Below are 15,419 nucleotides of genomic sequence, written 5' to 3' on the forward strand. Positions count from 1 at the left end.
ACGTTCGAGTACAGCGTGGGCGAATTATGAAATCTCCGGTTCAAATGCGGTTGTGGGCGACGCTGGTCGTTGCCTTGTTGGCGAGCGGGTGCAGCAACCTGCCGCGTCCGGTCTCTTCCTTGAAGGAGATCGAGGCGTCGTCCGAGCAGGGCAGCATCAATCTGGTGCCGCTGACGGCAACCAACCTTCCGCAGGATGGCAATGCGAAGCCATCGTGGCCGGCCGCTTTCGGGAAGACGCCCGAGTACGATTACGACAAAATCGGCGTTGGCGATCGCCTCCAGGTGCGAATCTTCGAAAGCGGAACGCCGACGGTGTTCACGACCGCGGGCTCGTCGGACTTCGGCCAGCTCACCGTCGATGAGTCAGGCCAGCTCTACCTGCCGTTCGTCGGCGCGGTGCACGCGGCGGGCATGACCATGCCGCAGCTCCGGTCGACGATCCTCAACCGTTTGCGCACGGTCGTCCTGAAGCCGCAGGTCGACATCCGCGAAGTTGACGCGCGGAGCCGGATGATCACGGTGCAGGGCGATGCGGCGAAGACCGGCGCATTCCCGATCGATCGTGGCCGCTCCAGCCTGACTGAGCTGCTCGCCGAGATCGCTCCGAAAGCGGACAACCCCGACATGCTCGCCGTCACGGTCCGGCGAAACGGCGCGTCCGGGACGGTTCGTCTCGCTGACATTTACCAGTACCCGGCGCTCGACATCTCGCTTCGGCCGGGTGACTCGGTCCTCCTGCACGAGCTGGTCGAGAACGTTACAGTGCTTGGCGCGGCAGGGCTTCAGGGGCAGGTCCGTATTCCCAAGCGCGACTTCACCCTTCTTGATGCCATCGGTCAGGCTCGCGGCTTGAGTCCGGAAGCGGCCGATCCGCGCGCCGTCTTCGTGATGCGGCAGCAGCCCGGCAGTTCGGGCCCGCCGCTCGTCTACCAGGTGAACTTCCGCCAGCCCGAGGCGATCGCACTTGCCGGCCGGTTCGATCTCCGTGACGGCGACGCCGTGCTGATCTCGAGCGCGCCGTGGGCACAGAGCCGCCAGGTCATCGCTGCATTCTCGCAGGGTATGGCTTCCCTCCGCTCCGCCGCGACGATCCCGCTGCCGTGATCGCCGCCGGCACTGCCGGATACTTGCCTCCGGAACGCAGGCTCGCCGACCGCCTGCTCGATCACCTCTACATCATCCTGTCGCTTGCGCGGCGGGAGGTCGCCTCCCGCTTCGGTGAGAGCGCCTTCGGATATACGTGGACCTACGTTGCGCCCCTAGTGTGGATCGGCAGCGCCTATTTCGGCTTCAGCATCCTCGGGCGCCGCGCGCCGGTTTACACCGACGTCATCACCTTCATCATCTCCGGTCTGATCCCATTCCTCGCCTTCCGGCTGGTCATCGGCGCGATGGGCCGTGTGAACGGGTCGGTGCGTGGTCTGGTCATCTTCCCGACCGTCACGCGCGAACATGCCGCCATCGCGATGGGTCTGGTCGAACTCGGGAATTCATTCGTAATCTTCGGCTTCATCGCCGGGCTGAATTACGTGATCTTCGGCAATTGGGAGCTTGAGAACCCGCTACAGTTCATCGCCGGAGTGGTGCTCTGCTGGGGTCTCGGTGCCGCCTATGGGTATCTGTTCTCGACGCTGGCGGTCATCAACGTGACGTTCCAGTACATCGCAGGCCCCTTGCTTCGTCCCGCAATCTTCCTGTCGGGCATTTTCTTCGTTGCGAACGAGCTTCCGCAGAAGATGCTCGGTGCGTTCCAGTACAATCCGGTGCTCCACGCCGTGGAGTTCGCCCGCGACGGAATGCTCTTCCACTATCAGTCCCGCATAGCCGATCCGCTCTACGTGATCCTGTGGATCTTCGGCATCTTCGCCGTCGCGTTCACGATCAAGTTCCTGCGGAGGATCTGACCGTGTGGGGCTTCATCGAGTGCACGCGCTATTACATGTCGTTCGACATGCCGAAGGTCGTGCTCAACGAAGCGTCTCTGATCGTCGGCACACGCGAGAAGCTTGGGCTCCTCGTCGCGCCCGGCGGAGGCAAATCGACGATCATGCGGTTACTCGCTGGGGTCGACCAGCCGAACGGCGGCCGGGTCGTACGCGACAAGGGCGGGATCCCCCTGGGCTACGGCGGCGCCATCCAGCCGCAGTTGAGCGGCGACCAGAACGCCCGCAACGTGGCGTTGCTGTTCGGTCTCGACCCGTACGTTTTCTCTGCTTTCTGCGCGGAGTTCTCGGAGCTAGGAGAGCCTTACTTCCACCCGATCAAGATGTGGACGGGCGCGATGCGCGCGCAGCTTGCCTTTGCGATGACCTACGGGCTCCCCGCCTCGACCTACATCGCGGACAGCCGCCTCGCCGGTGGTGATCGCGCCTTCGCGCAGAAGTGCATGGTCGCACTGCACCAGCGCCTTGAATCGGCGGGACTGATCTTCATCACGAGCGCGCCTCGGCTCACCAAGGAAGTTTGTGACCGACACGCGGTGCTGGTTCATGGTAAGCTGATCGAGTGCGGAACCCACGAGGAAGCGGACGAGCTGTTTTCGTCGATCACCGAAGAGGTGGCAGCCAACGTGGCAGACGAGGAGCTTGCGTCCTTTGACCTCGCATGATGATCCAATCCACATCCCGACCCCTGAAGGCGGTGAGCGATGAATAACGACGAACGAATTCGCAAATGGCGCCAGGAACGGGGTCAGCCGCCTGCGCGGTCGGCCGTGGTTGACGACCCGATGGACGAGCTTTTCCCGGACGTCGACGATGTCTCGGCTCGCGTCGGCCGTCCTGGTCCGGGCGACGGCATTCAAGGCCGTCCGCTTCCTGACGCGATTAGCGTCGAGGACGCCCGCCTTGCCATTCTCGAGCGGCGCCGCGCTCAGTGGCGCAAGATCGCCCAGCGGATCGCGCTCTTCGTGCTTGTTCCCGCTCTGGCTATCATGTCGTACATCTGGTGGGTCGCAACGCCACTCTACGAGGGGCAGGCGATCTTCACTGTTCAAACCAGTGCCGACACGCCGCAGTCGCCGGCGGCCGGACTGTTCGGCTTCGGCGGCGCGGGCGCCAGCATCGGTGACGCCTTCAAGGCGCGTGAGTTCATCCTCTCCCGACCGATGATGGATTACATGGAACAGCATTACGGGATGATGAGCAGTTTCGAATCCGCTCACATCGACCCGCTGACCCGGCTCAAGAGCCCGCTTGGCCTGAATGGTGATCCTTACACCTACTACCAGAAGCGCGTCCGGGTTGCCGTGGATTTGCAGGAGGGCCTCCTCCGGCTGTTCGTTCAGGCTCGCACGCCGGAAGAGTCCGTGCGGTACGGCAACGCCATCTTGGCCGCCGCCGAAACGCACGTGAACCAGTTCTCGGACAAGATAAGCCGTGACCAGATCGCGGCTTTGACGCGCGACGTTCAGGGCGCCGAGCGGCAAGTTGCGGAATCACGGCGATCGCTGGCCGCCGTGCAGGCGCGTCGTGGCGACCTCAGTCCGGAGCAGACTGCAACCGCGATCTACACTCTGATCAGCAGCCTTGAGTCTCAGCTTGCCGACGCGCAACGTGAGCGCAACGCATTGCTGAGCCAGGGTCTTACGGACAGCCCGCTTCTGCCAGGCCTCACCGCCAAGGTGCAGGATCTCACCGGTCAAATCGCCGAGCAGCATCGCCGTCTCGTCAATCCGGGTGGCTCGTCTCTGCAGAAGACTGCTGACGAGTTTGAAAGCGCGTCGTCCCGAAAGGAAATCGCGCAGGCCCGGTGGCAGTCGACGATGAACACGCTGCAGCAGGCGTATCTCCGCGTCCTAGAGGAGCGCCGCTATTTCGTGCTGATCGTCGGCATGTCCGTGGCCGGTCTGCCCAAGGTGCGGGACGGGTTCCCGATCATCGTGCCGATCCTGCTGTTCCTGGCCTTCATCTATGCCCTGGTGTTCGCTGCCCGCCGGTCCGGCGGGCGCTTCGGCAGCGTTCCCAACTTCCGTTGGGATCAAGTAGTGCGGCGATGGAACAGACGGTAGAACTCAGCCATCACCAGCAGCTCGATGGGCTGCTGCGCAGCGGCCAATGGTCGGAAGCCCGCGCCTTCTACGAGCGGGAACTCACCAAGGCTGAACGGACCGAAGCTTCGTTCCGCCTCGGCTACGCCATTGCACTGATCCGGTGCGGCCGCGATCGTGCCGGGTTCGATCTCCTGCGCGGCGACGTGCTCGATCTACCCAATGCCCGCGCGGACCTGCGTCGCTTTGTGGCCGGGTGGCTCGTCGAACAGCGCCAGTTCGAACTCGGCGCGAAGCTGCTCGACATCTTGCTGTCGATCGATCCCGACGGCGTCGAAGACCTCCGTCTTCGCGCGAGTTTGCTTGGCCGCTTGAGGCGTTGGCCCGAGGCGCTGAAGGACACGGAGAAGCTGGCCCGCGCTCGACCGGACGACCTTTCGGCCCAGGCCTCCTACGTCCAGTCCCTGCTGCAGTCGGGCGAAGTCGAGCGGGCGGGCGCACACGCGGAAACACTCATCGATCGTTTCGAGGAATCGCCCCGCCTCGCCTACATGGCACTGCTTGCGCTCTACCGGAGCGGGCGGGCCGCAATTGCCGCCGACGCTGCCGCCGAACTCGCGGAAGCGGAAATTGAAGACGAGCAACTTGCGATCGGAGTGCTGCGCACCCTCCTCGATGCCGAGCGGCCGGAGAAGGTGATCGAAGTCGGCGAGCGCTTTGTTGCGGAGGGCTGGGACGGGCCGATGGTCCGATCGTTCGTCGGCTATGGCTACATGGCATCCCAGGACCCCGACCGGTACGACAAGGCGATCAGCCAGTTCAGGATCGCGCTTGAGCAGACTCCCGACGATGTGAGGATGAACACATCGATGGGCGAGGCCCTGCTCCGCATCCGCAGCTACGAGGCGGCAATTCCCTACCTGGAAAAGGCTTCCAGGCTGCAGCCGAACGTCCCGCAGGCGCGCGCGCTCTACGCCAGGGCACTGAAGCAAGCGGGCCGCTACGATGAAGCCGCTGCTGAATTCCGGCACCTGCTGGAAATGCAGCCGACCTCATCGCGCTGGCGCCGCTATGCCGCCGGTGCGCTCAGCCAGGCCGGGCACCGCAAGGAAGCAGAGAAGCTCTTCCACTCGTTCGTCACCGAGCGCCGTCGAGGTTTGCCAAAGCGCTTCGAGCAAGGCCTGGAGGCGCTTTGGGACCGGGTCGACACCGTCAAGATCCCGCAGGCGCGCCTGGACTGGGCTTGGGAACTCAGCACCACTCGCCCCAACGACCGCGAAGAGTGGGAGCGCAAGGCCCGTTGGGGTCATCTGGCGGACCATTACCTGCTCGACTGGCTCGAGTGCCGGGACGATCGCGTCCACGAGGCGATGTCGCAGCTTGCCGACCTGAGCGAGCCAGAGCGGGCCTTGGCAAGCGTCGACGGCAGCAACGGAATCATTCTCGCCTCCGCACACATCGGCCCGATGTATGCGGGACCGCTTGCCCTGGAGTTGATGGGCGTGCGCTCCCGCTGGCTCGCATCCACTCCCAGCGTGGCGCGAACCGCCTATGCGCAATCGCTCATATCGACCAGCGACCAGGACGACATGCAGGTCGCCCGTTCATTCATGACGTCCCTGCGTGCTGGCTATTCCGTAGTGATTGCGGTCGACGGCGCCATCAACCTCGCGGCTCCGCGCGTCCCGTTTGAGGGACAGGAAATGACCTATTCGAGCTTCGCGTCGCGGACTGCGCATCGGGTCGGTGCGCCGTCATTCTTCTGCGCGCCCAAATGGGAAGGCGATCGGATCGGTTTCGTCCTGACGCAGATGCCGGACCCGTTCCCCGAGGAGAGCCCCGATGCGCACGCCGATCGCTGGCGGGACGCTTTCCTGTCCGCGCTGCGCGATTATCTTGGCGGTAGCCCGGAGAACCTGCGTCTGAGCGGCGGGCTCTGGCGGCACATCCGATAGGGCGCATCCGTAGCCCTCGACCGGTCCTTTGATGCGAATTCTCGTCGTCGTTCGATCATACCCCGCGCCGGGCGATTTCTACCAATATCCATTCGTCCATCGTCGCGTTCTCGCCTACCGCAGGGCAGGCCATGAGGTCGCCGTATTCCGGCCCACGGAACAGGCCGGCCTCAGCACCCACGAGTTCGAAGACGTGCGCTGCCACAGCGGCAACGCCGCGGTGCTCCAGGACTTCGCACTAAGCTGGCGACCAGACGTCATCGCCGCTCACGGCTTTGCCGAGCAGATGTGGACGGTGCTTGAGCCCCTTGCCGGAACCGTGCCGGTCCGGGCTTGGCTTCACGGGTCCGAGATTCCGGCCTTCTTCCGTGCCAAGGCTACCTGCATCCGTGAACCGGCCGAACGGTCGCGAGCCCTGCTCGCCGTGCAAGAGCGTTGCCGCTTCTGGAGTGCGTTCCTCGAGCGCGCGCCCAAGCACTTCGGTCTGGTCTTTGTCTCCGACAGCGCCGTCGACATGGCGCGGGAGGACTGGGGCGACCGAATCGACCATGTTCCGTTTGCCGTCATCCCGAACCCGATCGACACGGAGCTTTTCGCTTATGCTCCGAAGGCGGCGGACGATCGCTGGGATGTCCTGACGATCCGGCCGTTCGACTCTCCGACCTACGGGAACGACATGACCGTCGCGGTGATCGAGCAACTCGCGCGCGAAACGCAGGGACGGGCGCGGTTCACGATGATTGGCGACGGACCGCTGTTCGACGAAACCACGGCTCCGCTTCACAGCCTGGAGGGAGTGCGCGTCGAGCGACGTTTCCTCGCGCAATCGGAAATCGCCGCCGAACATCGCCGGCACGGCATCTTCCTGGTCCCGACCCGCCTCGACACCCAGGGTGTCTCGAGGGACGAGGCGATGTCGTCCGGGCTCGTCCCGGTCACCAACGCAATTCCGGCCGTCAACGAGTTCGTGGACGAGAGTTGTGCCGCGCTGGCGGCGCCGGACGACGTGCAAGGGCTCGTTGTGGGGCTCCGCACGATGCTCGACGATCCGCAGCTGTTTCTCGACCGGTCCGCCGCTGCCGCTGGAAGGGTGCGGCGCCAGACCGCACAGGAGCGGGTGATTCCCGCCGAACTTCAGCTGCTGCGGGACGCGGCGTGTGCCTGACCGTCTGCTTCCGCCGGGTGTAGCGCCCCCCGACTTCTACATCGCGGCGATGGGTCGTTCCGGCAGCACAATGCTGTGTAACTGGCTCAGCCGCCCGCCGGAACAACTGGTGTTCGTGGAGCCGTTCTTCACGCGCACCGCCAATCCGCGCCTGCTTCGAATCCAGCTCGAGGACTTCGGCATGGGCGCCAGCGAACAAGAGTGGCTTGCCCCGGCGGGCAACGCGAAAGAGCGCTTCCGGGAACTGATGGCACCGAGGCTCCGCGGCCGCCGCTGGGCATTCAAGGAGGTGCTCTGCGAAGAACATTTCCGCGTCATTGACGCATTCCGCCCGCAGCGGGTCCTCATTACCGTCCGCAATATCGCAGACGTGGCGCTCAGCTTCTTCGAAAAGCACCGGCTCCAGGGCAATCTGGAGCGGTTCGACGACGACTGGGTGGCGCAATATTGCGTGCGGGAAGCGCAGGGGCTGGTCGCCTTGCGCGACATGTTGAGGGAGCTCGACCTGCCCTTCGAGGTCGTACGCTATGAAGATTTCACTTCATCCGTGACGGTCCAGCAGCAAGTCACCGAGTTCGTCGGCTGGACGCCGGGCGCACGGGTCGATGCCCACATGGAGCGTTTCGATCGCGGCTTCGAGGTCGAGAGGCACGGCAGCGATATTTCGCCCGACCGTCGAGCGCCCCAAGAGCGCGGACTCGAGAGCGGATTGATGGAGCGCGCGGCGGAAATCGGGCGCCGATGTGCGGGCTACCAGGCAGTGTTCGGCTACGCCTGAGGCCCAAGGCTTCCTAACCGGTTCAGTGGGCTGCAGCAGTTCGCAGTTCGGTTTGGCTCGTCTCCGGCTCGCCGACGTCAATCATCAATCCCAAGCCCTTTTCGACCATGATGCGCCGGATCTCGAGGCCTGGCTCGTTGGCATCCGGCTCAAAGTCGAGGCTCTCCCCGCGAGCGAGCAGCATGTAACAGCGAAGGACAGGCGCCCAGTCGCTGTGGACGACCATCTGGCAAACGACTTCATCGCCGCGGCGGATAGCATTGGCCTGCAGCAGCCCCCAGCCATTGGCAATGCGGCCCGTGCTGACATCCAGTGACTGCAGGTCGAAGCGAGCCTCCGCCCTTTCTTCCTCGAACTCGCCGCAAAGCCACACGCCCAGGTTGTCGCGGCCATTCGGGCGCACGTTGAACGTAAGGGTGAAGGTTTCCGGCCAAGGATTCTTGTTGAGTTCGCTGCGAAGGAAGTGGTTCTGACCCTGCAGCGGCACCAAGGCCTCCGCTTCCGCTCGCGGGGTTACCGCCACGTTCTTGCACTGCCAGGTCGCCAGCTCCGAGAAGCGAGGCGCTGAAACCTTAGCTGGCGGCGCAATCAGGAGCGTTCCTTGCTGGCGAGGCTCGGGCTTCACCTCTTCGCTGCGCCCGGCGAAGGTGTCGAGCATCCGCTCGGCGACGCGCGACCACGTAAAGTGCGAAGCGCGGCGCCGGAACCGCTCGGGATTCAGCCTCGCCACGAGGGCGTCCCAATTGATCTGCTCGATCGCCGTATATTCCTGATGAGCGAGCGAGCGGAGGAGATCGGGTTTCACGAAACCCTCGCGGTTGAGGATCAGCGCTCCAGCAAGGGCATTCTCGAGGATCGGCAGCCCCATGCTTTCACCATGGGTGACGACGAAGATGTCCGTCTTGCGCGTCCACTGGGCGAGTTCCGGTCCCGGGACGCGCTTGTAGAACGAGCGCCGGTCGGTGCCGAGATCGACATCGCGAACCTCGCCAGGTTCGATCCGCTCCAGACCATTCGGAGAGAAGAATACCACCTGAACGCGCCGCGGCGGGTCGCCAACCCGGCGCTCCTCGGCCGCAAGGCGGGCCGCATAGGCGGTCGCACTCTTCAGCAGGGCCTCGGTCTCGTCGGCCTTCGGGACGGAGTGATATTTGTGATCGACGAAGATGGTCAGCCACTCCGGGTCCTTCTGCGGCCTGAACATATCCGCGTCGGCAGCCCACCCGACGTAACGCGCGCGGGAGGGGTGCAGCGGCCTGCGAGCAGTGAAGACGAAATCCTGGGGCCCGTCGACGACGGCATCATGGTCGCAAATGGAGCAGATCAGCCCCTTCGTGACGGCCCGCGCTTTCTCGAAGAAGATCCGGTCACGGTATCGCCAGCCGTTCTGCTCAAGGCAGATGGCGTGGTCCGCTTCCGGGAAGGTCATCTTCTCGTAGCGAGCGACCCGCTTCGCGGTCTCCTCGTCGGAACAATTGCTTGGCCGCGCCGAGAGGGAGCTTGCGAAGACGACTTCGTGCCCGCGCTTCGTGAACTCCCGGTACAGGTTACTGGCATAGACGTCGCATGTGGACTTGGCGTTGGCGAGCCACTCCTCCTGCGCCTCGGGCGGAGCGGCTTTGCCGACGTACAAACAAATGCGCATTACTGTAGCTCCTGGAGCCTGGCTCGTTGTTCTAATGCGGAGGGAACGCCTCCGGCTTCGCATGGCGGAAAGGACCGCCACGGCCGCGCCGGCTCGCGCCCGGCCGTGGCGTGGCGCAGTGCCGGTCCGATGGCAAGACGCCTATGGGTGCGCGTGAGCTTAGCCTCTCGTTTCTGGCGGTTAGTCGATTAAAAATTGGTTCGGGTAGAATGAGGGCTGGGCACGGCCATCATTTAATGGTTAGAGCCTGCCGGTCAGTCATTTCTGACTAGTGTGGGAATTAAGTGCGAAGTTAACGGAAGTTGCGTTGCTTCGAATCCACCAAGGGTGTCGCTTTACAGCAACAGTTGCGAGAAAGATTCTTGCGAATAGCTGCGAGACCTGAAACAATCTGGGCAGACGTCAGTTGCGGCTGTCGTCTGATATAGAAAAGGGGCCAACTAAATGCGTAACCTTCTGCTGGCAGCAGTTGCGGCGTTCGCGATTGCTACACCCGCTGTAGCACGCGACGGATCTCCCTACGTGGGGATCGAAGGGGGCGTTCTCGACGTCCTCACCGCGCATCAAGATTATCAAGGATATGTCGGATCGAACGATGGGCGCCTTCGCACTCATCACAAGCTCGGCATCGATGTCGACGCGATTGCCGGATATGATTTCGGCTTCCTGCGTGCAGAAGCCGAACTCGGCTGGAAGCGTGCTGGCATCGACCACACGAACGTCGACATTCCGAACTCCGGAACGCTCGGCAGCGATGGCGGCAAGGCCCGTACCGTTTCGGCGATGGGAAACCTCCTCGCAGACTTCGGTTCGGACGTGGGCGTCAGCGGCTATATCGGCGGTGGTGTCGGTGTTGCTCGTACGAGCTACAAGATCCGGTCGATCTCGTTCGGTGCGACTGACTCGAACCTCGCGTGGCAGATCATCGCTGGCGTGAACTTCCCCGTCAGCCCGAACATGTCAGCCGGTCTGAAGTATCGTTACTTCAACACGAAGTACGATCTTGAAGAGACGCCGACTGAAGAAGTTATGGGTCGCTGGAAGTCGCACTCGCTGCTCGCCAGCCTGACCTACAACTTCGGTGGTGTGGTTGAGGCTCCGCCGCCGCCGCCGCCGCCGCCGCCGCCACCTCCGCCTCCGCCTGCTACGCAGACGTGCCCGGACGGCTCGGTGATCCTGGCGACCGACGTGTGCCCAGCACCGCCGCCGCCGCCGCCTCCGCCGCCGCCGGCGCCAGAGCGCGGCCAGTAAGGCTTCACTCTACAAGCTGCCTGGCGACGGGCAGCAAACCTGGGGGACGGACTTCGGTCCGTCCCCTTTCGTTTCATGATGCCGCGTAAGAACGGAGTAGAGCAATTCTCAGCGAAGACGTTGTGGCGGCGCTCGCCGAACGCCCCCGCACCTGGCTCGTAACCGGCGCCGCCGGTTTCATCGGTTCCAATCTCGTCGAGGCGCTGCTCCGCTCAGGCCAGCAAGTCGTCGGCTTCGATAATTTCGCGACCGGTCATCGGCGTAATCTCGAAGAGCTCGAGCGCCTCGTACCCGAGGCATACAGCTCCAATTTCCGTTTCGTCGAAGCCGACATCCGCGATCGGACCGCCTGCACTGAGGCTGTCCAGGGTATCGACGTCGTCTTGCACCAGGCAGCGCTCGGATCGGTTCCGCGCTCGATGGTAGATCCGCTGACGTCGCACGACGTCAACGTCACCGGTTTCCTGAACCTGCTCGACGCAGCCCGACAGGCCGGCGTCGGTCGCTTTGTCTACGCGGCCTCCAGCTCAACCTACGGCGACAGCCCGGACCTACCCAAGCGCGAAGAGAAGATCGGTTCGCCGCTCTCTCCCTATGCGGCGACCAAGCTGTTCGATGAGATCTACGCCAGCATCTACGCGCGCGCTTATGGCTTTAAGGCCACTGGCCTGCGCTACTTCAATGTCTTCGGACCGCGTCAGGACCCGAACGGCGCCTATGCCGCGGTCATCCCGAAATGGACCGCGGCAATGATCGGCAAGGAAGAGGTCGTCATCAACGGCGACGGCCAGACCAGCCGCGACTTCTGTTTCGTCGCCAACGCCGTCCAGGCGAATATCCGTGCGGCCCTTGCCCCTGACGAAATCCAGGGCGAAGTTTTCAACGTGGCCGTCGGCGAGCGCACGTCCCTGCTGGAATTGTTCGGCATGATCCGCGACGGCCTGCGCGATCACCAGGTCCATTACGACCGTGAGCCGGCCATGGAGCCGTTCCGGCCGGGCGACGTCCGGCACTCGCAGGCCGATATCGGCAAGGCTCAGCGGATGATCGGTTATGCACCCACGCATACCGTCGAACGGGGGCTTCGGGCCGCGCTGCCGTGGTATCTCGGCTTCTTCAAGAGTTCTGCAGCTTAGCCTTTGCGGCTGCTGCAGTTTTTCTGGCCGAAGTCGATGTTCGCGGCGCCGGATTCACTGGACGAAGGTTTCCCCCTCAGGCAGAGACTCGCCATGGCAAAGAAGGATGACGCGCACCGGCTCTCCTGGCCCTGGTGGTCTCCCTGGGCGCTGCTGGCTGTGGTCGCGACCTCCATTCTGACGATCGCCGCGACGCTCTACGACATTCGCTGATCGAACGTGCCGCTGGCGCCGCCTGCTGAGCTGGCGCAGCCGGCGATCATTGTCACCGCTCAGGCGCTTGCCGAGGCCAAGGCTGACCGCGCTTACGCCGTCGAGCACATCGACCGCCGCCGGATCGAAACATTCCCCACCGAGGAGCTGGGGCAGCTTCTGAAAAGCGTGCCCGGCGTGCAACTCTTCCGGCGCTCGGACGCGCGGAGCGGCCATCCGACGAGCCAGGGCGTCACGTTGCGTGCGCTCGGCGGCAATGCGTCCAGCCGGGCGCTGCTGGTGCTTGATGGCGTTCCGCAGACGGACCCGTTCGGCGGGTGGGTCAATTGGCCGGCCTACGATCCGCTCGAGCTGCAGCAAATCCGCGTCGTCCGCGGCGGCGGCAGCGTCGCCAATGGGCCCGGCTCGCTTGCGGGCACCATCGAGATGTTCAGCCGCAGTGACGCGGGTGCAAGCGGGGAAGTCGACGCGGGCAGCCCTGACGCACTTAGGACACGGGGCCGCCTGGCCGTTGAGTCTGGCGATGGGATCGTCTCGCTCTCCGCGCGGGCGGAGCGGGGCAGGGGATTCGTTCCTGTAACCGCCGCAACGCGGGGCCCCGCTGACCAGCCGGCGCCGTATCGCGACTGGAGCGTTCGCGGCCGCTGGTCCACGCCGCACGCAAGTTCGATCGACCTTCTGGCGAGCCTCGATGCCTTCCATGACTGGCGCACGCGCGGGACCGATTTCACACAGAACCGCACGAATGGCACCGACGCATCCGTGCGGCTGGTGGGACGCGGCGCCTGGCAGTGGACTGCGCTCGGCTATTGGCAAGCGCGCAATGTGATGAGCAGCTTCGCGAGCGTGAGTGCCGGCCGCGCCACGGCCACCCAGGTCTCGCTCCAGGATTCGGTGCCCTCCCACGGGATCGGGGGCAGTCTGGAGGTCCGCCCGCCTATGCCGCACGGCATCGAATTGCGGCTCGGCGCGGACACCAGGCGCACCGACGGGGAGTCGCGCGAGCTCTACAGTTTCGTTGCAGGCGAACCGACGCGCCGTCGCAGGGCTGGAGGCGAGACGTTCACTGCCGGCATGTTCGGCGAAATCACGGCCGACCTTGGCCGGCTGACTCTGACGAGCGGTGCCCGACTGGATCATTGGCAGGTCTCGAAGGGTCACCTGCTCGAGCGCCAGCTCGCAACCGGCGCGGTGGTCCGAGATGAACGGGATCCGGACCGGGACGGTTGGCTTCCGACCGCGCGCGGAGGAGCCGTGTTTGCGCTCGGCAGCGGCTTAAGCCTGCGATCGGCCGCTTACCTTGGCTGGCGTCTGCCGACGCTGAACGAGCTGTTCCGGCCGTTCCGCGCCGGTGCCGATGCAACCGCGGCCAACCCGGATCTGAAGCCGGAGCGGCTCGCCGGTGTCGAGGCGGGTGCCGAGTTCGTGCGTGGCGACCTTCGGCTGTCCGCTACCGGCTTCGTGAACCGGCTCCGCAACGCGATCGCCAACGTCACGCTCGGCGAGGGACCGGGCACGTTCCCAGGCGTCGGTTTCGTCGGAGCAGGGGGCACATATGGTCAGCGCCGCAACATCGGCGCGGTGAACGTCCGCGGCATCGAGGCGGCAGCCGACTGGTCGAGCGGCCCCTGGACCCTCGGGGCGGGGCTGAGCCTCATGCACGCGCGGGTCCACGACCAAGGCCTCGCAGCCCAGCTCGATGGCCTCCGTCCCGCCCAGACGCCGCGCTTCGCCGCCACGCTATCCGCCGGATGGCAGGACCGCGGCCGCTCGCTCGACATCGTCGTCCGGAGGGTTGGTGCCCAGTTCGACGACGACCTCAACACGCACCTGCTCAAGGCCGCGACTACCCTGGACGCCTCGGCGGCCTGGCCCCTCGGACGCAGGTTCCAGCTTGTCGCCCGCGGCGAGAACCTCACCAACGCGCTCGTCGAAGCCGGCATCAACGGTGACGGCTCGATCGAGCGCGCCACGCCCCGCACTCTCTGGGTCGGCGTCCGCCTGCGCTAGCTACTTCGCGCGCGTATACAGAAACGCAGTGATGTCGCGCGCGTCCTGCTCGCCAACGTTGAGGTCCGGCATCGCGGTGCCTGGCGACACCTGCTGCGGATCCCTGATCCACTTCTGCATGTTGGTCGGCGTGTTGGTCAGGTGCCCGCCGATGATCACGCGCAGCGCAACTCCGTCGAGCGGCGGGCCGACTGTCCCGGTCGCATTGCGGACGTTCTTCAGCGCATGGCAGCTCCCGCAGCCATATTGAATGAACATCGCCTCGCCGCGCCACGGATCGCCGTGGGTGATTGCCGCCGCATGCGTGCGCAGCTGCGTCCGTTCGTGAACATACTCGCGCGTGACACCGATCAGCCCGAGCACCACCACGAGGCCGGCGAGCGCTCCGAAGCTGGCCTTAGTGGACGGAGAAGGCCGCATGGCTATCCTCCGCAGACTTGAGCCACCGATAGAAGAGCAGGACCGCCGCAGCGCCGTGCACCAGCCCCCCGGGGATCCACATGATGAGTCCGGCGAGCCGCTGGTCATCGGTCGGGTCCAGTCCGACACCCGTCATGCCCATTGCGGCATAGTCCGCGTACCAGGGGCTGGAGGAGAGGGCCATCAGCGCGCCCAGCGCTCCGCCGATCAGTGAGGTTGCGAACAGGCAGGCTGCCGACACACCATAGCCGCTCTCACGGCCGCGCGGATGGAGCATCGCCCACCAGAACAGCAGCGAGCTCACGAAGAAGCAGGCATGCTGCGCGATATGCCAGCCGAAGCTGTCCAGGGCCCGGTCGAACAAGGGCGGCGCATGCCACACCCACATCACGACCGCCTGCACGGCCGTTGCCGTGACGGGCTCTGTGAGACGCTTCCACGATGCGGAAATTGGCGACTTCCAGCTGCCCCCGAGTGCCGTCCGAAACGGCCGCGGCAGGCCCCAGGCCAGCACCCCGCCCGATCCGGACGCCGCGAGCAACAAAGTCGCGACCAGCATGATCATCTCGTGCTCGATCATATGCATGGTGAAGCTGCGCTCGCCGGCCTCATGCACCGGCGAAACCAGCGACAGCGCCAGCACCAGCCACCCCCCGACGAACAACGGCCAGCCCCGTGGCGATTGCGACGCTCGCCGGCTCAGCCGCCACCAGCCCACCGCATAGACGATCAACGCAAGGGCCAGAGGCACCGTCAGCAGAGGGTCGAGCGTCCAGCCGAGTCCATGCTCATGCGCTTCATGTCCGCTATGGGCGAACGCCGGCGAAGCCACGCACGCCAGCGCCAATGGAAAGAG

At 64.8% G+C, this 15,419-nt stretch carries 13 protein-coding genes; 10 read left to right on the forward strand and 3 right to left on the reverse strand.

The genetic code is table 11. The features are described from left to right. The first annotated feature begins 26 nt into the window (after window positions 1–26). From ACUXST_RS00230 to ACUXST_RS00260, 7 genes are read left to right on the forward strand one after another with little or no spacing between them, the layout of a single operon-like run. Complete coding sequence (locus ACUXST_RS00230) at window positions 27–1,106, forward strand: polysaccharide biosynthesis/export family protein (RefSeq protein WP_458387944.1); 1,080 nt, start codon at window positions 27–29, stop codon at window positions 1,104–1,106. After that, window positions 1,103–1,906 (forward strand): ABC transporter permease, encoded by an 804-nt coding sequence (locus ACUXST_RS00235; protein WP_458387945.1) that lies wholly within the window; start codon window positions 1,103–1,105, stop codon window positions 1,904–1,906. Before ACUXST_RS00230 ends, ACUXST_RS00235 begins: the two co-directional genes overlap by 4 nt. Window positions 1,907–1,908: 2 nt before the next feature. After that, window positions 1,909–2,610, forward strand: coding sequence for a hypothetical protein (locus tag ACUXST_RS00240; RefSeq protein ID WP_458387946.1), 702 nt, complete (start codon window positions 1,909–1,911; stop codon window positions 2,608–2,610). Between the two features lie 39 nt (window positions 2,611–2,649). Further along, window positions 2,650–4,011: a hypothetical protein gene (locus ACUXST_RS00245; protein WP_458387947.1), complete on the forward strand. Its 1,362-nt coding sequence runs from the start codon at window positions 2,650–2,652 to the stop codon at window positions 4,009–4,011. Further along, a complete protein-coding gene (locus ACUXST_RS00250) occupies window positions 3,996–5,945 on the forward strand; it encodes a tetratricopeptide repeat protein (protein WP_458387948.1) in 1,950 nt (649 codons plus the stop codon). Before ACUXST_RS00245 ends, ACUXST_RS00250 begins: the two co-directional genes overlap by 16 nt. A 31-nt stretch (window positions 5,946–5,976) precedes the next feature. Continuing rightward, window positions 5,977–7,110 (forward strand): glycosyltransferase family 4 protein, encoded by a 1,134-nt coding sequence (locus ACUXST_RS00255; RefSeq protein WP_458387949.1) that lies wholly within the window; start codon window positions 5,977–5,979, stop codon window positions 7,108–7,110. Further along, window positions 7,103–7,888, forward strand: coding sequence for a hypothetical protein (locus tag ACUXST_RS00260; protein ID WP_458387950.1), 786 nt, complete (start codon window positions 7,103–7,105; stop codon window positions 7,886–7,888). Before ACUXST_RS00255 ends, ACUXST_RS00260 begins: the two co-directional genes overlap by 8 nt. Before the next feature lie 22 nt (window positions 7,889–7,910). On the opposite strand, the gene ACUXST_RS00265 is transcribed toward ACUXST_RS00260, so the two are convergent. After that, on the reverse strand, window positions 7,911–9,533 hold the full coding sequence (locus tag ACUXST_RS00265) for a hypothetical protein (protein WP_458387951.1): 1,623 nt from the start codon (window positions 9,531–9,533) through the stop codon (window positions 7,911–7,913). 444 nt (window positions 9,534–9,977) lie between these two features. On the opposite strand from ACUXST_RS00265, the gene ACUXST_RS00270 reads away from it, so the two are divergent. The 3 genes from ACUXST_RS00270 to ACUXST_RS00280 all read left to right on the forward strand — a co-directional run bounded on the left by ACUXST_RS00270 (window position 9,978) and on the right by ACUXST_RS00280 (window position 14,143). Beyond that, a complete protein-coding gene (locus ACUXST_RS00270) occupies window positions 9,978–10,784 on the forward strand; it encodes an outer membrane protein (protein WP_458387952.1) in 807 nt (268 codons plus the stop codon). A 122-nt stretch (window positions 10,785–10,906) separates the two neighbouring features. Next, window positions 10,907–11,920, forward strand: coding sequence for an SDR family oxidoreductase (locus ACUXST_RS00275; protein ID WP_458387953.1), 1,014 nt, complete (start codon window positions 10,907–10,909; stop codon window positions 11,918–11,920). Between the two features lie 219 nt (window positions 11,921–12,139). After that, window positions 12,140–14,143 (forward strand): TonB-dependent receptor, encoded by a 2,004-nt coding sequence (locus ACUXST_RS00280; RefSeq protein ID WP_458387954.1) that lies wholly within the window; start codon window positions 12,140–12,142, stop codon window positions 14,141–14,143. On the opposite strand, the gene ACUXST_RS00285 is transcribed toward ACUXST_RS00280, so the two are convergent. Beyond that, window positions 14,144–14,563: a c-type cytochrome gene (locus ACUXST_RS00285; protein WP_458387955.1), complete on the reverse strand. Its 420-nt coding sequence runs from the start codon at window positions 14,561–14,563 to the stop codon at window positions 14,144–14,146. Beyond that, window positions 14,541–15,395 carry a cytochrome c oxidase assembly protein gene (locus tag ACUXST_RS00290; RefSeq protein WP_458387956.1) on the reverse strand — a complete coding sequence of 285 codons (855 nt, stop codon included), beginning with the start codon at window positions 15,393–15,395 and terminating at the stop codon, window positions 14,541–14,543. Before ACUXST_RS00290 ends, ACUXST_RS00285 begins: the two co-directional genes overlap by 23 nt. Window positions 15,396–15,419: the final 24 nt, after the last annotated feature.

This window comes from Sphingomonas sp. F9_3S_D5_B_2, from assembly GCF_054263715.1.

Coding starts and splice junctions, on each gene's coding strand:
- ACUXST_RS00230 (WP_458387944.1), top strand. CDS start 27: ATGAAATCTCCGGTTCAAATGCGGTTGTGGGCGACGCTGGTCGTTGCC.
- ACUXST_RS00245 (WP_458387947.1), top strand. CDS start 2,650: ATGAATAACGACGAACGAATTCGCAAATGGCGCCAGGAACGGGGTCAG.
- ACUXST_RS00250 (WP_458387948.1), top strand. CDS start 3,996: ATGGAACAGACGGTAGAACTCAGCCATCACCAGCAGCTCGATGGGCTG.
- ACUXST_RS00255 (WP_458387949.1), top strand. CDS start 5,977: ATGCGAATTCTCGTCGTCGTTCGATCATACCCCGCGCCGGGCGATTTC.
- ACUXST_RS00265 (WP_458387951.1), bottom strand. CDS start 9,533: ATGCGCATTTGTTTGTACGTCGGCAAAGCCGCTCCGCCCGAGGCGCAG.
- ACUXST_RS00270 (WP_458387952.1), top strand. CDS start 9,978: ATGCGTAACCTTCTGCTGGCAGCAGTTGCGGCGTTCGCGATTGCTACA.
- ACUXST_RS00285 (WP_458387955.1), bottom strand. CDS start 14,563: ATGCGGCCTTCTCCGTCCACTAAGGCCAGCTTCGGAGCGCTCGCCGGC.